Annotated in this window: 9 protein-coding genes and 1 pseudogene; 7 read left to right on the top strand and 3 right to left on the bottom strand. The window is 68.7% G+C overall.

Annotated features, from left to right (window positions below; translation table 11 throughout):
* Window positions 1–197 precede the first annotated feature (197 nt).
* Both pglW and pglX read left to right on the top strand, forming a co-directional pair.
* Window positions 198–4,871, top strand: coding sequence for a BREX system serine/threonine kinase PglW (gene pglW / locus GTW67_RS35460; protein ID WP_161168820.1), 4,674 nt, complete (start codon window positions 198–200; stop codon window positions 4,869–4,871).
* On the top strand, window positions 4,868–8,497 hold the full coding sequence (gene pglX / locus GTW67_RS35455) for a BREX-2 system adenine-specific DNA-methyltransferase PglX (RefSeq protein WP_161168819.1): 3,630 nt from the start codon (window positions 4,868–4,870) through the stop codon (window positions 8,495–8,497). Before pglW ends, pglX begins: the two co-directional genes overlap by 4 nt.
* Here pglX and GTW67_RS35450 read toward each other — a convergent pair.
* The gene (locus GTW67_RS35450) at window positions 8,460–8,984 is read right to left on the bottom strand and encodes an ATP-binding protein (RefSeq protein ID WP_161168818.1); all 525 of its coding nucleotides are present in this window, start codon (window positions 8,982–8,984) and stop codon (window positions 8,460–8,462) included. The genes pglX and GTW67_RS35450 overlap by 38 nt on opposite strands.
* A 190-nt stretch (window positions 8,985–9,174) precedes the next feature.
* Here GTW67_RS35450 and GTW67_RS35445 point away from each other — a divergent pair, with 190 nt between their 5' ends.
* The 5 genes from GTW67_RS35445 (at window position 9,175) to pglZ (ending at window position 18,586) form a co-directional block, all read left to right on the top strand.
* Window positions 9,175–10,008 carry a helix-turn-helix domain-containing protein gene (locus tag GTW67_RS35445; RefSeq protein WP_161168817.1) on the top strand — a complete coding sequence of 278 codons (834 nt, stop codon included), beginning with the start codon at window positions 9,175–9,177 and terminating at the stop codon, window positions 10,006–10,008.
* Complete coding sequence (locus GTW67_RS35440) at window positions 10,005–10,199, top strand: DUF397 domain-containing protein (RefSeq protein ID WP_161168816.1); 195 nt, start codon at window positions 10,005–10,007, stop codon at window positions 10,197–10,199. The genes GTW67_RS35445 and GTW67_RS35440 overlap by 4 nt, the downstream gene beginning before the upstream one ends.
* A 241-nt stretch (window positions 10,200–10,440) precedes the next feature.
* Window positions 10,441–11,316, top strand: coding sequence for a hypothetical protein (locus GTW67_RS35435; RefSeq protein WP_161168815.1), 876 nt, complete (start codon window positions 10,441–10,443; stop codon window positions 11,314–11,316).
* A gap of 461 nt (window positions 11,317–11,777) precedes the next feature.
* Complete coding sequence (gene pglY / locus GTW67_RS35430) at window positions 11,778–15,668, top strand: BREX-2 system ATPase PglY (protein ID WP_161168814.1); 3,891 nt, start codon at window positions 11,778–11,780, stop codon at window positions 15,666–15,668.
* A complete protein-coding gene (gene pglZ, locus GTW67_RS35425) occupies window positions 15,665–18,586 on the top strand; it encodes a BREX-2 system phosphatase PglZ (RefSeq protein WP_161168813.1) in 2,922 nt (973 codons plus the stop codon). Before pglY ends, pglZ begins: the two co-directional genes overlap by 4 nt.
* A gap of 132 nt (window positions 18,587–18,718) precedes the next feature.
* On the opposite strand, the gene GTW67_RS35420 is transcribed toward pglZ, so the two are convergent.
* Both GTW67_RS35420 and GTW67_RS35415 read right to left on the bottom strand, forming a co-directional pair.
* Window positions 18,719–19,771: a CBS domain-containing protein gene (locus GTW67_RS35420; RefSeq protein WP_161168812.1), complete on the bottom strand. Its 1,053-nt coding sequence runs from the start codon at window positions 19,769–19,771 to the stop codon at window positions 18,719–18,721.
* Window positions 19,768–20,800: pseudogene (locus tag GTW67_RS35415) on the bottom strand (hypothetical protein); the annotation flags it as partial. The pseudogene GTW67_RS35415 and the gene GTW67_RS35420, both read right to left, overlap by 4 nt.

The raw sequence follows: 20,800 nt of genomic DNA, 5'->3' as shown, positions 1-20,800 counted from the left end.
TTCTGTCATGGAAATGTTGGAATCGGTGCCCGTGTTGGCGTGATGCAGAACGAGCCGTTCTTCTCGTGCGGGCTGTATGTCCTATAGTCCCGTCCTTCACCACCTCTTCTCATGTCCCAGGCAACCACTAGGATCTGCCGAGGGCCTGACCACAGGGAACGGTCAGCCTCGAAGGACACGAAGAGCGGGGAACGGGCATGCGGGAAGGCCGGTGGGTCACGGTCACCGAGTCAGAGTTCGAGCACGAACGCCGCGGCCTGGAAGCGATCCGGGAGAAGCTGCCGGACTCCGACCCTTGGCGTGCCTGGTCGAACTTCACCTTCACCGCGAACACCGGCCACGTCCGGGAGGTCGACCTGCTGGTCGTCGCCCCCGGCGGCCTCTGCATGATCGAGCTGAAGGACTGGCACGGCTCGGTCACCTCCGAGAACGGCACCTGGGTCCAGACGACGCCCGGTGGCTACCGCCGTACCCACGGCAACCCGCTGCACCTGGTCAACCGCAAGGCCAAAGAGCTGGCCGGCCTGCTCGCCCAGACCGGCGCCAAGCGGGTCTGGGTCGCCGAGGCCGTTTGCTTCACCGACAACAGCCTCCGCGTCCGGCTGCCTGCCTATGACCAGAACGGCGTGTACACCGTCGACGAGCTGGTCGACATGCTCAAGCAGCCCCCCGCCGACGAGCGCCGCCGCGTCACCGCAATCAGCTCGCGCGAGGTCGCGGGAGCCCTGAAGAACATCGGCATCCGCAAGAGCGACGCCCAGTACAAGGTCGGCCCGTACGAGCTGAAGCGGAAGGCCTTCGATTCCGGCCCTACCTGGGCCGACTACCTCGCCGACCACAGCGACCTGCCCGAGGCCGCGCGCGTGCGGATCTACCTCAGCGAGCGCGGCTCCGACGCCTCCCTGCGCCAGTCCGTGGAGAACGCCGCCCGGCGCGAGGCCGCGGTGCTGGGCAGGTTCAAGCATCCGGGTGTCGTCCAGCTCAAGCAGTACTTCCCCTCCGGGCACGCCGCCGGTCCCGCGCTGATCTTCGACTACCACCCGGACACCCTGAAGCTGGACGAGTACCTGGTCCAGTACGGGGAGAAGCTGGACATTCTGGGCCGGATGGCACTGGTGCGCCAGCTCGCCGAGACGATGCGCTCCGCGCACGCCAGCCGCATCCATCACCGCGCGCTCGCCGCACGCTCCGTCCACGTCGTCCCCCGGCCGCGCGGCCGGAAGGGGCAGGCTGTCGGGGAGGAGGTCGCCTGGCTCACCCCGCAGCTGCAGATCTCCGACTGGCAGATCGCCACCCAGCGCAGCGGCGACTCCTCGCAGGGCCAGGGCATGACCCGATTCGCGCCGACCGCCCTGTCCGCCATGCACCTGTCCGACGACGCCGACGCCTACCTCGCGCCGGAGCTCACCGCCCTCAACCCCGACCCGGTCTACCTCGACGTGTACGGGCTCGGCGTCCTCACCTACCTGCTGGTCACCGGCAAGGCCCCGGCCGCCAGCCAGGCCGAGCTGCTGGCCCGCCTGGAGGCGGGCGAGGGCCTGCGCCCCAGCTCCCTGGTGGACGGCCTGTCCGAGGACGTGGACGAGCTGGTGCAGGCCGCCACCGCCTACCGCCCCGGCCAGCGTCTCTCCAGCGTCGACGAGTTCCTGGAACTGCTGGAGGTCGTCGAGGACTCCCTCACCGCCCCCGCCGCGGCCCTCGACGGGCACACCGAGGAGGAGACCGGGGAGGCCGCCGACAAGGATCCGCTGGAGGCCGTCGCCGGTGACGTGCTCGCCGGCCGGTGGGAGATTCGCCGCCGCCTCGGCACCGGCTCCACCAGCCGCGCCTTCCTCGTCCGCGACCTGGAGGCGGAGGCCCGGAAGACCCGCCCGCTGGCCGTGCTGAAGGTAGCCCTCTCCGACAGCCGCGGCGAGATCCTCGTCCGCGAGGCCGAGGCCATGCGCCGCCTGCGCCCCCACTCCGGCATCATCCGCCTCGTCGAGCCCGAGCCGCTGCACATCGCCGGCCGCACCGTCCTGGCCCTGGAGTACGTCGGCGACGAGCGCGACGACGACGGCCAGGGCGCAGAGGGCGCGGCCCGCCCGCGCCGCCGCGAGGAGACCGTCGCCCGCCAGCTCCGCGAGCACGGACGCCTCCCGGTCGACCAGCTCGAGGCGTATGGCGACTACCTCTTCGGCGCCGTCGACTTCCTCGAGGGCGAGGGTGTCTGGCACCGGGACATCAAGCCCGACAACATCGCCGTCCGCATCCGCCCCAACCGCACCCGCGAGCTGGTCCTCATCGACTTCTCGCTGGCCGGGTACCCCGCGAAGAACACCGACGCGGGCACCGACGGCTACCTCGACCCCTTCGTCGACGTCATCACACGCGGTTCCTACGACTCCCACGCCGAGCGGTACGCCGTCGCCGTCACCCTGCACCAGATGGCCTCCGGCGAGCTGCCCAAGTGGGGCGACGGCAGCGTCCTGCCCCGCATGACCGACCCGAAGGAGTGGCCGCACCCGACCATCGCGGCCGAGGCCTTCGACCCGGCCGTACGGGACGGTCTCGTCGCCTTCTTCCAGAAGGCCCTGCACCGCGACGCGGGCAAGCGATTCCCCGAGCTGAAGCCGATGCGGGACGCCTGGCGCAAGGTCTTCCTCGACGCCTCACAGACCGTCCCCTCCAGCCACCGCACCCGCCCCACGGCCCCCGCCGACGGGACCGCGCCCGCCGAGGGCGCCGCCGCGGGCATCGCGGACGCCGAGCCGGAGACCGCCGAGCAGCAGCGCGACCGCCTCGCCGCCGAGGTCACCCGCGACACCCCGCTGACCGTCTCCGGCCTCACGCCTGCCGCCCAGTCCTTCCTCTACGGCCTGGGCCTGACGACGGTCGGCGAACTTCTCGACTACAGCCGCCGCAAGCTCGTCAACGCCCCCGGCCTCGGCGCCAAGACCCGTAACGAGGTCCAGCAGCGGCAGCGGGAATGGGGCGAGCGGCTGCGCGAGGTCCCCGTCTCCCCGCTCACACCGAAGGGCCGGGCGGAGGCGAAGGAGGAGCTGGAACAGCTCACCGCCGCCGAGTCCGCCCTCGTCGGACAACTCGCGACGGGCGAGTCGGCGGGCGCGCTGTCCGCCCGCACCCTGCGCTCCGTCAGCCTCGACACCCTCGCCACCGTCTTCGTGCCGGCCGTCAACAACAACGGCTCCAACCGCAACAAGGCGGAGATGGTGCGGCTCCTGCTGCGCCTGCCCGACGAGCACGGCGTCCTGCCCGGCATCGGCGTATGGCCGAAGCAGAAGGACGTCGCCGACGCGCTCGGCCTCAGCCACGGCCGCATCCCGCAGATGCTCAAGGACGAGCGCAAGCGCTGGAAGGCGGAACCCGCCGTCCAGGCACTGCGCGACGAGATCATCGACCTGCTCGTGAGCATGGGGCGCGTCGCCTCCGCCGTGGAGATCGCGGACGCGCTGGCCGTGCGACGCGGCACGCACCTCGCCGGGCGCGAGCAGCGGCGGGCGATGGCCCTGGCGGCGGTACGGGCCGTCGTCGAGGCCGAGCAACTGGTGCCACAGGAGGCCGAGTTCCAGCACCAGCCGAACCGCAAGGCGACCGACGAGTCCCTGGGCGCCGGCCTGCTCGCCCTCGACGTGCGCGAAAACGACGCCCCGGACACCCCGACCGCGCCCGGCCTGCTCGACTACGCGACCCGCCTCGGCAGGACGGCGGACCGGCTCGCTCGGCTGGACACCCTGCCGACGGCCGCGACCGTCCTGGCCGAACTGGGTGCGCTGACGGTCCCGCCCGGTGCCGTCGACTGGGACGAGCGGCGCATGGTGGAACTGGCCGCCGCCGCGTCGGTGAACGCCGCCGCCACTCCGCGCCTGGAGATCTACCCGCGCGACCTGTCGCTCGTCCGGGCGCTGCGCCTTACCCAGGCCGGGCTCGTCCGCTGGATCCCGGGAGTCCCGGAGGGGCGGCAGCCCGGCCTGACCGGCGAGGACGTGCACGAGCGGGTCCGGGTCCGCTTCCCCGAACTGGTCGTCTCGGACGGACGCGGCGGCACGACCCACGAACTGCCGACCGGCGGCCCGCTCACCAAGGCGCTGCGCGACGCGGGCTTCGAGCTGTCGCTGAGCATGCGCGAGGACACGGGCACGCTGCGCTACCTGCCGACGGGGGTGGAGGACGCCTCCAGCTACCTCACGACGGGCGCGTGGCGGCAGTCGACACGCACGGGCACGGTGACGCGGTACGCGGACGACCCGCAGCTCGCGGGCGCGGTGCGTGCGGAGGAACGGCTGCTCGCCTCGGCCCGCCGGGACGGGTATCGGGTGCTGACCGTACGGCAGCAGCTCTTGCGGGACGCGGTACGGGAACTGGGCGCCGAACGGTTGGGCGCGCGGGCGGTGTCGGTGACCGAGCTGTTCCTGGAGGCCCTGCACGGGCAGGTCACGCCGGGCACCAAACCGACCTGGGAGACCCTGCTCAAGGCGGACGCCGCCGAGCCGGGCTCGAAGGGCGCGGTGCGGTTCGCGGAGTACGCGCGGACGGCGTGGGGCTCGGTCGAGCCCCGGATCGCCGAGTTGTTGGGCGACGGTGGCGGCGGTGCGGGTCCGGTCCTGCTGACGGAGGCCGGGGTGTTCGCCCGGTACGACGCGATGGGCGTCCTGGACCGGCTGGCGTCGGCGGCCCGGCGGGGCGGGCGGGGGCTGTGGCTCCTAGTCCCGCAGAACGACCCCTCGCGCGAGCCCCGGCTCGGGCAGGTGGCCGTGCCGTACCAGGCCGGCCTGGGGGAGTGGATCCAGCTTCCGGACACGTGGGTGGGCAACGCCCATCGCGGGTCCGGCGGGGTTGTGGCAAGTGGTGTCGAGGGAGACGCGAAGTGATCGACCGCAAGGCTCTGTTGGACGACCTGAAGCAGCAGGTCAAGGCGGTCGAGGCCGACCTCGGCAAGCAGGTGAAGGCGCTCGGTGAGGTCGGCGCGCGGCTGCGGGCCGAGTACGACCAGGCGCGCAAGCTCGGGCGTACGGCGGCGACGTGGAACTCGTGGCTGGACGAGCGGGTCACCCAGGTCGCGGTGGCGTGGGTGCTGGGGACGGTCTTCGTGCGGTTCTGCGAGGACAACCGGCTGATCCCGGAGCCGTACCTGACGGGCGCGGATGGAGACCGGCGGGAGCTGGCGGAGGCGCGGTATTACGCCTACGTGGAGTCGGACAACGATCCGACGTATCGGGGATGGCTGGAGAAGGCGTTCGACGAGCTGGGCCAGGGTCAGGCCGGCCGCCTGCTCTTCGACAAGCGGTACAACCCGCTGTACCAGATCCCGCTGTCGCACTACGGTGCACGCGAGTTGGTCGAATTCTGGCGCCAGCGCGATGAGGCGGGCGTCCTCGTCCACGACTTCACCGACCCGCTGAACGAGGACGGCACCGAGGGCTGGGACACCCGGTTCTTGGGTGACTTGTACCAGGACTTGAGCGAGGCCGCGCGGAAGACGTACGCGCTGCTCCAGACGCCGGAGTTCGTGGAGGAATTCATCCTCGACCGGACGATGAACCCGGCGGTACGGGAGTTCGGGTACGAGGAACTGAAGATGATCGACCCTACGTGCGGGTCGGGGCACTTTGTGCTGGGGGCGTTTCGGCGGTTGGTACGGCTGTGGGCTGAGGGGCACCCGGAAAAGGACGTACACGAGCGGGTGCGAGCCGCGCTGGACTCAGTACATGGTGTGGACGTCAACCCGTTTGCGGTAGCTATTGCTCGGTTTCGATTGCTAGCTGCGGCGATGGCAGCGAGCGGCGTGCGCACGATTAGGGATGCGGCGAAGTACGATTTGCCGCTCCACTTGGCGGTGGGTGACTCGCTTATTAAGGCCCGCCAGCTTGAGTTGACGTTGGACGGCCATGAGGGGGAGGGCGAGGTTCCGTTGGCCTCGTTTGCCTATGCCACGGAAGATGTACACGAGCATCCGGAAATCCTGCGACAGGGGCGATACCATGTAGTGGTTGGCAATCCGCCGTACATCACGGTTAAAGATAAGGGTCTCAATGCTCTTTATCGAGATCTTTACAAGGATGTGTGTTCCGGCAAGTATGCATTGTCCGTGCCCTTTGCCAAACGCTTCTTCGAGCTCGCCAAGCGAGGTAATGCTGAGGGGATTGGGTATGGAATGGTCGGCCAAATCACCGCAAACTCCTTCATGCGGCGTGAGTTTGGAGCAAAGTTGATCGAAGATTACTTCGGTCACAAAGTTGAATTGACGGAGGTGATTGACACCTCGGGCGCTTACATTCCAGGGCACGGAACGCCTACCGTTATCCTTGTAGGGCGGTGTCGTGAGGGTGGCGCTCGATCAAGCACTATTCGCACCGTGCGTGGAATTCAAGGTGAGCCGTTCGCTCCAGAGCGAGGGGAAAACGGGCAGGTCTGGGGTGCGATTGTAAGGCAAATCGACCATCCGGGAACCTCTGGGCAATGGGTCTCAGTGGATGACCTAGAGCGGGGCCGGTACTTCGACACTCATCCTTGGGTGATGGCCGATGGGGCTCGTGAGCTGCTTGATCAAATGGAATCTGCTAAGCGTGGAGTCCTAAAGGAACATGTGCATCGAATTGGCCCGTACGGTATTTTGGGTTCAGATAGTGCAATGGTGGCTCCCCAGCGTGTATTTCAGCGAGTCAAGGCTGAAGTCGATTGTTCAAGGCGTCTCGTTGTCGGCGACGAAGTGCGGGACTATGTGTTTACGGATGGAGATTTTTCGATCCATCCTTATAGTTTTGAACGTAAGCCACTTCCAATCTCTCAATGGCCGAGCCTTGCTTCCTGGCTTTGGCCGATGCGTACAGAGCTTGGAAATCGGGCGACCTTCTCGGGAGGGACGTATTTTAGTGACCACCGTCCGTGGTGGGAGTGGCATCAGTTGCCTAAGGATGTTGGATCTCACACTTGGTCGATCGTGTTCGCTTTCGTCGCGACACACAATCATTTCACTCTAAACAGGGAGGGTAATGTATTTAGTCGATCTGCCCCCTTGATTAAACTTCCAGAGAAGGCCTCGGAGCAGGATCATTTGAAGCTTCTCGGGTTGCTTAATAGTTCTATTGCGGGATTTTGGCTTAAGCAGGTTAGTCATAACATGGGGAGTACGGTAGATTCGAAGGGGGCTCGTCAGAGTACGTTGCCTTTTGATGATTTCTATCAATTTAATGGAACTCCTATGGGGCACTTCCCGATTCCTGCCTCCTGCCCTGAAGGGACCGCTGCTCTCTTGGATGCTCTGGCTGGGAAGCTGACGGAAGCTAGCCCAGGGCGGAGTGCTGCAAAGTCAGGACTCAATCTTAGTACTCTTCGGGAATCTCGTGCGATTTGGGAGGGTATTCGTGCTCGTATGATTTCCCTTCAAGAGGAGCTCGACTGGCAGGTTTACTCTCTTTATGACATCCACTCCGAAGATCTTCGTGTCTCTGAAGACCCTAGCGATCCCAACATTCCTGAACTCGCCCTTGGTAAGCGCGCCTTCGAGATTGTCCTCGCCCGCCGTGTAGCCGCAGGCGAGGCCAGCGACGAGTGGTTCAAGCGGCACAACTCCACCCCTATCACGGAGATCCCTGCTCACTGGCCAGCCCCTTACCGCGAGGTTGTCCAGAAGCGGATCGACGCGATCGAGTCGAACCGTGCCATCGGGATGGTCGAACGCCCCGAGTACAAGCGCCGCTGGGCCACAGAAGGATGGGACGCTCTCCAAGAGAAGGCCCTGCGCTCCTGGCTGCTCGACCGGATGGAGAACCGTGGCCTCTGGTTCGACGAGAACGGCCAGCCCACCATCCTCACCCTGGCCCGGCTTACCGACGTCCTCTCCCGCGACGAGGACTTCGTCTCAGTCGCCAAGCTCTACGCGCCGCGCAAGGAACTTGCGAAGGTCGTCGCCGAGCTGATCACTGACGAGCACGTGCCGTTCCTTTCTGCCCTGCGCTACAAGCCCTCCGGGCTGAAGAAGCGCGCCGACTGGGAAGACGTGTGGGACCTTCAGCGCAAGGAGGATGCCGCGCCCGACGAACCCGCCAAGCGGAAGATCCGGGACTCCATTCCCGTGCCGCCGAAGTACACCTCGGCCGATTTCCTCCGCTCGTCCTACTGGAAGGCGCGCGGCAAGCTGGACGTGCCCAAGGAGCGGTTCATCTCCTACGGGCAGGCCAACGCCGCCACCCCCGAGCTGTACGGGTGGGCCGGCTGGGACCACAAGGAGCAGGCGCAGGCGCTGGCGACGTACTTCACCAACACCGCGCTGTCCACCGAGGAGATCACGCCGTTCCTCGCCGGCCTGCTGGAACTCCAGCCGTGGCTGTACCAGTGGCACAACGAGTTCGACGTGCTCTACAGCGGCTCCCCGGCGGACTTCTTCGCCGGTTACCGCCAGCAGAAGCAGGGCGAGCACGGACTCACTGACGACGACCTCCGCGGCTGGCGTCCTCCGGCTATGACCCGAGGTCGTCGCGCAGCAGCGAAGAAGTAGCCAGAAGTAGATCGACACCTGTCGGTTCAGGGGCCACCCGTTGCGTAAGCGGGTGGCCCTTTGTCCGTACGTGCAGCTCCGCCCACACGGTCTTGCCCGGGGCGGCCCGGCGAGGAGCGACGCCCCAGTCGTCCGCGAGGGCGGCGACGAGGAGCAGGCCCCGGCCGGACTCGGAAAGCGAGTCGACCGCCGGGAGACTGGCCGAGGGTCGTTTCTCAGTGAGGGTGTCAGTCACCTCGATGCGGAAGGTGCCCTCGGCCAAGGTGAGTTGGACGTGGAAGTCTCGGTCGGGCACGTGGCCGTGCCGTACGGCGTTGGCGGTGAGTTCAGCAGTGATGAGGGTGAGCGTTTCGTTGAGTGGGGTCGTGTAGGGGTGACCCCAGTCGTTCAGACGGTGTGAGACGAGTCGGCGGGCGAGGCGGGCACCGCGCGACGTCGAGGTGAAGTGCATGGTGAACTCGTGTTCGGGTGCGAGATGTTGCGGCATATGCCCATTCGGGGGAGTTGCTGACTTCATAGGGTCAACGATGTCGGACTCTGCGTAGCGTTGACCAGGAGAGATGCACTGACGGGTGCGGGCTGTACACGCGGTCGGTGCGCCTGTACGTGGTGTTGGGCGTAACGGTTCCCGGACACCGGGTTGGCTGACTGGGCGGTTGCACGAGAGGAGCTGTGGCATGGACGGCGAGGTTCAGCAGCCGGAGGAGTATGAGGTCGGGACGGGCGTGCTGTGCGTGTTCGGACGGCAGTTGAAGCTGTTCCGGGAGCGGGCGGGTCTGGACCGCGCGGGGCTCGGATCGCTGACCGGGTACTCGGCCTCGACAATCGCGTCGTTCGAGCAGGCAAGACGTATTCCGCCGCCGAAGTTCATCGACCAGGCCGATGAAGTGCTGAGGGCAGGTGGGGTGTTGAGCGCGAGCAAGGAGGAGGTGGCTCGGGCGCAGTACCCGGCGTTCTTCCGGGATGCTGCCAAGTTGGAGGCCGAGGCTGTTGAACTTCATGTGTATGCCAACCAGGCGGTGCCCGGACTCTTGCAGACCGAAGAGTACGCGCGGGCAGTGTTCACCAACTGGCGGCCTCTGCTGCACGAGGATGTGGTCGAGCAAAGGGTGATGGCACGTCTGGCTCGGCAGGAGATCTTCTCTCGGATGCAGCTGCCCACCATTAGCTTTGTCATCGAGGAGTCGGTCCTGCGTAGGCCACTGGGTGGGTGGGGTGTCATGCGCGGGCAGCTGGAGCAGATCCTGCTTCATGGCCAGCGGCGTAACGTGGAGGTCCAGGTGCTGCCGACCGAGCGGAACGAGCATGCTGGACTGGCTGGTCCGTTCACCTTGATCGAGACGAAGGAAGGGCGGAGGATCGCGTATGTGGAGGCTCAGCAGGACAGTCGCCTCTACACAGCGCGGAAGCCCGTCCGGGAGATCGAGGAGCAGTACGGACTCCTTCGGGCCCAAGCGCTCACTCCCCGCGAGTCGCTGGCCTTCGTCGAGAAGTTGCTTGGAGAGAGATGAACGTCGAACAGACTGTTCCTGAGTCGGCCTGGTTGAAGAGCAGTTACAGCAGCGGAGCAGGCGGCGAGTGCATCGAGGTCGCCATCCGCCCCGCCACGGTCCACGTCCGCGACTCGAAGGACACAACCCGCGCGGCACTCGCCGTAGAACCCGCGGCGTGGTCCGCCTTTGTAGAGTTCGCGGCACGCTGACAGGGGCGGCACCGATCGCAGGGCCCTCGAACGGCGTGTGCCTGCCAAGGGCCCTGCGTTCCCGTCTCTGCTGCACGCCTTCAGCAGACTCGGCGTCTTGCTCGCCCGCAGTCGCCTTCCCCGGCGACGATCCGCACCGCGCAGAGAGCCGGCCCTCACGCCACCGTCATCTCATAACGAGGTCTCAACGGAGTTGATCTATGCCGATCCTCGCAGCTCGGAGGTGCTGTAGGTTCCTGCCATGAAGCAGGGTAAAGAGGTCGAGAACCCCGAGTCGCGTTTCTTCGCGGTGCTGCTGGCGGCAGCGAAGCTCCCCGGTGTGCGGATCCACAGGGAGGCGTACCTCAGCAGTGCGCTGGCTCGCCACTGCTTCGAGGACGAGATCCGACGAGCGATAGAAGAGACTCCCGCTGCCGCGGGCATCACCATCGACCTCCTCGACAAGGTCGCCAACGACTCCATCCGTTATGAAACCGCCAAAGTCAGCGCTCTCTCGGCCGCCGCCGGGATACCCGGCATCTTCGCCCTTCCCGCCACGGTGCCGGCCGACGTGGCCCAGTACGTCGGCCACATGCTGCGCATCGCGCAGAAGCTCGCCTACCTCTATAGCTGGCCCGATTTGTTCGACGATGAGGGGGAGGGCGTCGATGACGCGACGATGGGGGTGCTCACGCTGTTCTTCGGCGTGATGTTCGGTACCCAGTCGGCGAACGTCGCCGTGGGCAAGGTCGCCGGGATGATGTCGAAGCAGGTCGCGAAGAAGCTGCCCCAGAAGGCGCTCACCAAGGGTGTCATCTACCCGATCGTGAAGAAGTCCGCGGCTTACCTCGGCGTCCAGATGACCAAGCAGTCCTTCGCGAAGAGCGTCTCCAAGGCCATCCCCATCGTCGGGGCCGTCGTGTCCGGCGGGCTCACTTTCTCGACGTACCTCCCGATGGCCAAGAGGCTCAAGAAGCACCTCGCCGGCCTGCCACTGGCGGACCCGTCACACCGAGTGCCGGAGGGGGACGTCGTGGACGGCGAAGTCGTGGAAGACGACGAAACTTTCGCCACAGCACACCCTGAAGAGCACAGCACGGACACCACTGCCGACGAGCTGGAGGACCCCAAGTCCTGACGCCGCGTGCTCCCTCCTAGCCCGGACACGGCGGGTGTTCTCGTTGCCGTAGGGGCGGTGATCCGTCGGCATGGGGACTGGTGCTTTCCGCTCGGCGGGACCGGGACGGCCCGCACGGACCGTGTGCGAGGGGATACGCCACGGGGTCGACGGGAGTGCCGATGTAGGGTGCTAGGCGCAGGCCGTATGGGTGACGTTCAGTACGAGGGGGACGAAGAGTGCAGACGCCGCGAACCCATCCGACCTGAACCGGCCGACGCCGTGAGCGTCGCCCCCCGCCCGGTCACTGCATAACCGGGTCCGTCCTTGCCACCGGCCGGGACAGCCGGCCTGCCACACCGGCCATCCGTACCTCTGAGCCCCCGCCCCTCGGACCGGCCCCGGGCCTCGGCGGCGGACCCCGCACGACACCGTGCACGAGCAGCAGCACCGACCACCGTCAGGGAGAGCGAGAACCCGCAATGGCCCAGCCGCCCCTCCTCCGCGATGTCATCGACATCAAGGAGTCCATCTCCACTTCGGACTTCGTGCTGTCCCTCGCCGAGGCGACGACGCCCGAGGGCGCCCAGCACGCGCTCAAGGACTACGTCGTCACCGAGCGGCTGCTGGAGAACTTCGACGAGGCGCTGGACCTGATCAAGTCCGCGCTGGACGGGCACCGCTCCAAGGCGGCGTATCTCCACGGTTCGTTCGGTTCCGGTAAGTCGCACTTCATGGCGGTGCTGTACGCGCTGCTCAGCGGCAACCCGGCTGCCCGCTCCCGCACCGAGTTCGACCCGGTGCTGACCAGGCACGAGTGGCTGAGCACGGACGGCAAGAAGTTCCTGCTCGTGCCGTACCACATGCTCGGCGCGAAGGCCCTGGAGCAGCGGGTGCTCGGCGGGTACGTGCACCACGTCAAGAAGCTGCACCCGGACGCCCCGACTCCGCAGGTGTACCGGACCGACTCCCTATTCGCCGACATCCGTGCTCAGCGCGCCACCTATGGCGACGAGGCGGTCATCCGCGGCCTAGGCGGCAGCGAGACCGACGATGGTGAAGAGGACGAGTGGGGCGAGGGCTTCACCTGGACTCCGCAGCTCCTCGACACCGCGCTCGCCGCCGAGGAGAATCACGAATCGGGCGTATCGCTCAATCTCCTCAACCCCTCCACCCCGGCCGAACTGCGCGCCAAGCTCGTCAACGACGCCGGTACCAACCTCCTCCCCGGCTTCACCAAGTACGCCGCTGAGGACGAGCACGGCTTCATCTCCCTGGACGCGGGCCTGTCCGTCATCGCCGAGCACGCCAAGTCGCTCGGCTACGACGGCCTGATCCTGTTCATGGACGAGCTGATCCTGTGGCTGGCCACCCTCATCCACAACGAGAAGTTCGTGGCCCGCGAGGCCAGCAAGATCACGAACTTCGTGGAGGGTGGCGACGCCCGCCGCGCCATTCCCGTCGTGTCGTTCATCGCCCGCCAGCGCGACCTGCGCGAGCTGGTCGGCGAGGAGGTGTCCGGTGCCGCCGAGTCGTCCATCCAGGACACCCTGAACCTGGCCTCCGGACGGTTCGACAAGATCACCCTGGAGGACCGCAACCTCCCGCAGATCGCGCACGCCCGCCTCCTCAAGCCCAAGGACGCCGAGGCGGCCAAGCAGGTCGACGCCGCCTTCGAGCAGACCAAGAGGGTCGGACCACAGGTCTGGGACACCCTGCTCGGCTCGGAGAAGGGCACCACCGGCGCGGATGCGGAGTCGTTCCGGCTGACGTACCCGTTCTCACCGGCGTTCATGGACACCCTCGTCCACATTTCGTCCGCGCTGCAGCGTTCCCGCACCGGTCTGAAGCTGATGGGCCAGCTCCTCGCCGATCATCGCGACGAGATCCGCCTCGGCCAGCTCGTCCCCGTCGGCGACCTCTACCCGGTGATCGCGCAGGGCGGCGACAAGCCGTTCACCGACAGCATGAAGGTCGTCTTCGAGGCGGCTGACAAGCTCTACAAGACCAAGCTGCGGCCCTACCTGCTCAGCTCGTACGACATCACCGAGGACGACGTCGAGCAGTACCGCAACCGGCCCGAGTCCCTCACCGACCCGAAGAAGCTCAACGGCTGCCGGATGTTCACCGGCGACAACCGGCTCGTGTGCACGCTGCTGCTGTCCGCGCTCGCGCCCAGCGTGCCCGCGCTGTCCGAGCTGACCATCCGGCGGCTCGGCGCGCTCAACCACGGGTCGGTCCTCGCGCCCATCCCGGGCGCCGAGGTCGGCATCATCAAGAACAAGGTCGCCGAGTGGGCGGCCAGGTTCCCCGAGATCAAGGAGACCGGCACCGACGCCAACCCCGGCGTCCGCCTCGAACTCTCCGGCGTCGACGTGGACTCCGTCATCGCCAACGCCCAGGTGAACGACAACCCCGGCAACCGCGTCGCGCTCGCCCGCCGCCTGCTCTCCGAAGAACTGGGCATCGAGCACGGCCAGTTGAGCGACCAGCTCCACTTCACCTGGCGCGGCACCGCCCGCACCGCCGAGATCGTCTTCGGTAACGTCGCCGACGAGGACGAGCTGCCTGACCACGACCTGATGCCGCAGGAGGAGGGCCGCTGGCGCATCGCCATAGACCTCCCCTTCGACGAGGGCGAATGGGGTCCGGTCGAGGACGTCAACCGCATCCAGCGGCTGCGCGAACGCCAGCAGGGCGAGCGGTCCCGCACCGTCGCCTGGCTGCCCGCGCACCTGTCCGCGCAGCGCTTCCAGGACTTCCGGCGCCTCGTCGTCATCGACAAGGCCCTCGCCGACGAGCACCGCTTCGACACCCAGTACGCCGGCCACCTCAACGCCGACAACCGCAGTCGCGCCAAGAGCCTGCTCGAAACCCAGCGCGAGGCCCTGCTCAAGCAGGTCAAGGGAGCCTTCAAGCAGGCGTACGGGCTCGCCCAGAAGCAGGCCGCCGACGTCGTCCCCGACTTCGACGACCACCTCGTCGCGCTGCCCGACGTCGACGGACTCACCCTGTCCTTCGGGCAGAGCCTGCACGACGGCATCCGGCACGTCGCGGGCAAGCTGCTCGCCCACCAGTACCCGGCCCACCCCGACCTCGATCCCGACGCCACCGGCACCGCCGTCAAGCCCGCCGACACCAAGAAGGTGTTCACCCACGTCCGGGCCGCCGCCGAGGCGCGCGACGGGCGGGTGGAGGTCCCGGCCGCCGACCGCAAGCTCATGCAGCGGATCGCCGGGCCCCTGGGCCTCGGGCAGCAGAAGGAGGCGTACTTCGAGCTGTCCCGCTACTGGGCCGACCACTTCCGCCAGCAGGCCAGCTCCCAGGGCGTCACCGGAGACCTGTCCCTGATCACGCTCACCGACTGGACCGACCAGCCCGACCCGCGCGGCCTGCCCGACTTCCTCGCCCGGCTCGTCGTCGCCTCCTTCGCCGAGATGGACGACCGGGTGTGGGTACGCGGCGGCACCGTCCTCGACCCCGCGCCCGAACTGACCGCGATCAAGGACCACGACGCGCTGCGCAGCCAGCCGCTGCCCGCCGAGTCGGACTGGGACACCGCACGGCAGCGCTTCGAGACGGTCTTCGGAGTGAAGCCGCCCGCGCTGCGGCGCGGCCGGATGGTCAACCAGTTCGCCCGCCAGATCATCGAGGCAGCCCGCGCCCACCGGGACCACGCGGCCGACCTGGTGCACCAGCTGGAGGCCCACGCCTCCTTCCTCGGCCTCGACCAGACCGCCGACACCGGACGGCTCGCCCTCGCCCGCCGCTCCCTGGAACTGCTGGACGCACTCACGGCGGAGGCCGGCAAGGGCGCGGCCGGAGCGAAGAAGACCGTCGAGGCCCTCGCCTCCTTCGACCTGGGCGAGACCAGCGCCGACCGGTACGGCACCTCCGTCAAGAAGGCCCGCGCGGTCGCCGAGGCCGTCGCCTCCGCCCCCTGGAGCACCCTGGAACTCGCGGCCGGACTCGGCCCCGAGGGCGAGGCGCTGCTCGACTCGCTGCGCAACGTGGCCCGCGACGACCAGCGCACCGCCGACCTGCGCGAGGCCCTCACCCGCACCCAGCGCGAGGTCGTCGCCCTGATCAAGCGCAGCCAGGCCGCCACCACCCCGCCGCCCGCACCCGCCGCACCCCAGCCCCCCACGGCCGACGACCAGTCCCTGGACACGCCGACCAGCGACCCGCGCATCCCGTACACCCCGCCGCAGGAGACACCCTCCCCGGCGAGCGGCGGCGGCACCGCGCGGAAGTCCGGACGCCGCAGCACGACCGTCTCCCGGGCCGCCGCCGACCTCCAGGCGGAGCTGTCCGAACTGGCCGCCCGCCACCCGAACGCGACCATCGAGATCACCTGGCAGGTCATCGAATGACGGACACCGCCACCGCGGCCCCGGGCGCGGTCCGGCTGAACACCGCGACCGTCACCCAGTACCTGTCCTCCCAGACGCATCTCGCCGCCTCCCTGACCGGGGAGGAGCAGGGACGGCGCCGAGTCGTGCTGCTGCGGTCCGCACCGCAGTGGGACGGCCCCGCCGCACCCGTCTGGGGCGAGGGCCGCACGGCCGGCGTCGCGGTCGCGCCGTCCCCGCTCGCCGTCCACGAACTCGTCCTCGACCACCTGGCGGGCCGCCGCCCCGGCCCCGCCGTCCTGGTCGTCCTCACCGACCGCGAGCAGCACGAACTCGACCCGGCGATCCTCGCCCGCGTCCACAAGCTGCGCATCGACACGGTCGACAGCTGGGACGTCGTCCGCGAGGCGTTCGGAGCCCGGCAGATAGACCCCCGGCTCAAGGACGTCAACTGGGCGGCCGAGGCCCTGCTCGACGCCACCCCGCCCGGCGGCTGGCCGTCCGTGCCCGGCGGCTGGCTGTCCCGCCAGTACGCCCTCACCGCGCTCGCCCAGCGACGCCTGCGCCTAGGCCGCTACGACACCGAAGGCGGCCGGCGCCGTCCCGGCGACGACCGGCTCGACGCCCAGGCCTTGCTGCACTGGTCGACCCGACCCGGCGCCCCCGAACGGCTCCTCGCCCTGCGCGGCCCCGAACGCGCCGGACTGGCCGCCTTCCTCGGCGAGGAGGACCAGGCGGGCCTCGCCGGCCGCGCCCTGCTCGCCCTCGTCGACGCCGAACGCGGCGCGGACGCCGCCGCCTTCGGACTCGTGTGCGCGGCCCTGTGGCAGCACGCCGAACCCGCCCCAGAGACCTACCGGGCCCGGGGCCGCGCCGAACGCTACTTCGGCGACCAGCCCCCGGCGACCGGCGACCAGCTCGACGCCCTGGTGACCGTCTTCGGACGGGCCGCCGAGGAGTACGTGACCACGCTGCTGGCGGCCGGACACCGCACCGGCGGCACCGACGCCGACCAGGCCCGCGAGGCACGCCGCACCACCGGCATCGTGCTCGACCGGGCCTCCGCCCTGGCCCGCCAGTTCGGCGCGGAGGAGGCCGTGGCGGCGAGCCCCGTCCTGCGCGGCGGACTCGACGCCCGGTTCACCGCCGTCGGCCGAGCCCTCGCGACAGGCGACACGGCCACAGTGGTGGACGCCGTCCGCCGCCTGGAGGACCACCGGCTCGCCGCCGAGCCGGAGGAGGCCACCCGCATCGAACGCGCCCGCATGGGCCAGCGCCTCGCCAGCTGGCTGGCCACCGACCCGCCCGCCGACGCTCCCACCGTCGCCGACGCCATACAGCGACAGGTTGCCGAGACCGGCTGGGTGGACCTCGCCCTGGAACACATCGAGGCCGGCGGCGACCCGGACCCCGTCCTCAAGGCCGCCTACGACACCCTCGGCACACGCGCGCGGGACCGACGCCGACAGATCGACGCGTCCTTCGCCCGCTCCCTGGCCGTCTGGACGCAGGCCGGCACCCAGCCCGGCTCCATGCTCACCGTCGAGACCTTCCTCGACCGCGTGGTCGGCCCGATCGTGCGGCGCGGGGAGGAGCGACGGGCGCTGCTGCTCGTGCTCGACGGCATGAGCGCTGCCATCGCGAATGAGCTGGGTGAGGAACTGCGCCGTTCCTGGGCGGAGTTCGACCCGCTGCCCGAGGGCAACGCCCCGCACCGGCGGGCGATGGCAGCCGCCCTGCCCACGGTGACGGCGGTGTCCCGAACCTCCCTCTTCGCGGGCACCCTGATGAAAGGCACCCAGGCCGATGAGAAGCGGCTCTTCCCCGCATTGAAGCTGTGGGGCGGGGCCTCGGCCGCCGTGTTCCACAAGGACGACCTGCGCACCGAGACCGCGGGTGACACCTTCGGCCCGGCGCTCACGGAGGCGCTCGGCGACGGCAGGACCCACATCGCCGTCGTCCTCAACGCCATCGATGACCGGCTTGCCAAGGAACAGAAGCTCGGCGACGGCGCCTGGCGGATCGACGACGTGCCCGGCCTGCGCGACCTGCTGCGAGCGGCGGCCACCGAGGGCATGGCGGTCGTCCTCACCAGCGACCACGGCCACGTCGTCGACCGGCACGGCACGAAGGTCGACCCCGCCACCGACCCGGCCTCCGCCCGCCACCGCCTGCCCGGCGACGGTCCGCTCGCGGAACGCGAGATCGCCCTGTCCGGGCCTCGCGTGGTCTGGCCCGAACCCGGGGCGTCCATCGTCGCCCTGTGGGACGCTGACTCCCGCTACACCGCCCTCAAGGCCGGCTACCACGGCGGGGCGTCGCTTGCCGAGGTCACCATCCCAGTGCTCGCCTTCCTGCCGTTCGGCGCGGAGCCGCCCAAGGGGTGGCGGGAACTGGGCGACCAGCGACCGGCCTGGTGGGCTCCGGAGGAGACCGGAAAGGCCCCACTGCCCAGTGAGCACGCCACCCCGCCGGTGACCGCAACGACTCCCACCCCCAAGAAGCCGACGAGCAAGGCCAAGAAGGAGCAGGCAGAAGTCGCCCGGATGCACAACACACTCTTCGACGTGGCGCTGACCACCGGGGGAGACGACGCCCTCCTCACCCCCACCGTCGTCTCCCGCACCGAGACGCTGGTGACGGCACTGCTCGACTCGGAGACGTACCAGGCTCAGCTCGGCGGCCTGGCACGCAAGCCGCAGCAGGAGCAGATCCACAAGGCACTCGCCGCCCTGCTGGACGCGGGTGGCACCCTGCCCGTGACCGCGCTCGCCCAGCGCGTCGGCATGCCCGTCACCCGGAGCGACGGCTTCGCCGCCGTCCTGCGGCAACTCCTCAACTACGACGGCGTCCAGGTCCTGGAGACCCTGCCGGACGGCCGCACACTGCGGCTCCACGAGGCGCTGCTGCGCGAGCAGTTCGCCCTCGGAGCGGGCTGACGACACGACTCGGGGTGCCTCGGACCTTGGTCCAGAGGCACCCCGAACGGCCCGGTCGTCAGACGGTGATCTCACTTGCGCAGGGGGTGAACGCGGCCCGCTGCTCCCGAGGATCGATCCTGCCCTGTCTCCTCACGACGCGAACGCCCGCAGCACCTTGGCGAAGGTCGTCAGCTCGTCGATCATCTCCGGTGGGAGCGGCTTCTCGTCGAAGTGGGCGATCCTGTTGCGGATGTCCTTCACCCGCTTCAGCAGGCCGACGAACTGCTCCCGGGGCATGTTCGGCCACTTCAGCGCCTCCCAGTTGCGGTCGGCCCGCTCGGCGAAGGACTGCTTCGTCTGGTCGCCGTCCAGGAGCCGCAGGTAGTCACCGAACATCAGGTCCGACACCTGGCCGGTGCGCTGTTCCGCCTTCTTGTTCGTCTGGACCGCCTTGATGGCCTCCATGTCCAGGGCCGCGCCCAGGCAGCGGCGCAGCAGCGACTCGATCTCGCCCACGATGAAGAAGGGGCGCGCCGCCCCCTCGAAGCGTTCCGTGACGTCCGCGGCGGTGACGATGCCCGAAAGGCAGCCGTCGTCGCCGCGGACGAGCAGGTAGCCGTGTTCGCGGATGACCGGAAGGGCGGTGAAGAACTCCTGGCGAGCGTCGGCGACGGGCAGCGAGTCCTTCTCCATGGCGTTGTCCAGCGTGGCCTCCTTCCCCGCCTCGTACATCTTGGCCACGGACCCCCAGGTGACGACTCCGTGGACCTGCGCCATGCCGGTGGTCACCGGCACCTGGGAGAGGCCCTTCGTACGCATGAGGAAGGTCGTCTGGGACAGGGGCGTGCCGGGGCCCACGGACACCAGGCCGCGCCGCGCCGACGGCATGTCGCCGAGCAGCAAACGCTGCGGCAGCGCGTGCGAGGGCAGGGCCTCGTCCGCATCGTCGGCCTCACCCTCGGGTCCGGCGGGTGTGCGCTGCGCGGGAACGGCCGTCAGCGGCACGACGTCGACGCTGCTGCGCAGACCGCAGACCGCGAAGTCCGGCAGAGTGGTCAGCCCGGCGTCCGTGAACGCCTGCGAGATGCGGTGCACCGTGCGGTGGTCGCGCACTCTGACCTGGAACATGTCCAGGATCTCCTGCACGGACACGGTCCTGCCCTTGAGCGAGGCCAGGTCCCGCTCGTGCGGCCTGGTCGTCATCGGACGTCGCCCTCCGGCAGGTCACGGAGCATCGTCCTCTTGCCCATGGCGGAGTGCACGAGGTCCTGCAACTGCTTGGAGCGGTCGCGGTAGAAGCGCTCGTAGTCGTTCTCGCGCAGCGCATCCGGATCGATCAGGTGGGTGGTCAGGAGGTCGTCGAACCACTCGGGACGCATGTCGGACGCGGCGATCATCGTCGACAGGTACGACGACGGCGCCCCTGTCATGTCCATTGAGGCACGGTAGGACAAGGGCGTCTTGTTCACGATCGAACTGGTGGGCAGACCGTTGCTGTTGCCCCGCCGGAACCACGTCTTGGGGAAGATCTGTCGCACGTCCACGCTGTACTCGTCCAGCCGACCGGGAGTGAGCGGGGCGCTCGTGTAGTGCCAGTCCACCGCCCCCTGCTTGATCAGCAGCGCGTAGATGCCCTTGTAGGCGGCGCTGTTGCGGGTGGTGAGGGTGTCGAGGCGGTCGGCGAAGAAGAACGCCTCCGTGACCGTCTCGGGCGCCTTCTCGTCCTGCGCGATCCAGGGGACGAGCTGCTCGACGTCCTTGGTGAAGCGCGTCTCCGTGGAGCCGCCGTACATCTCACCGAGTACTCCGCACCAGTACCACTGGTCGATCTTCTCCTCCGCTCCCAGGCCGTCCGTCCCCGTGTCGAGGATGGCGCGCACGGCCGCGAGCGGGACGAGCTGCGTCTTGTACGGCAGGTCGGCCGGGCGGACGATGCACTGCCGCTCCAGGAAGTCGCCCACCCAGGCGAAGGCCTCGGCGAGCTTGGGCGCCAGGCGCACGAAGTCGGCCAGGGGGAGGTCCAGCAGGTCGCGGCGCTTGCAGGACACCGTGGCCCCGAGCCTCTGCTGCTTCCGCTCCCAGGTGCGCACCAGCGCGATGGCCTGCAGGAAGTCGATGCTGCTCAGCCCGCTCTCGAGGCCGTTGTCGAGACGGCCGAAGACCGGGTACTTGCCCGCCAGCACCTGCTTGATCTCCCGCCACACCTGGGGAAGCTGGTAGTAGTCCCCGGTA

It is taken from the genome of Streptomyces sp. SID5910, from assembly GCF_009862125.1.
In the GTDB taxonomy this organism is placed as follows: Bacteria; Actinomycetota; Actinomycetes; order Streptomycetales; family Streptomycetaceae; genus Streptomyces.
Note: the sequence above shows the minus strand (reverse complement) of the source record. Positions and strands in the feature narration are given on the sequence as shown.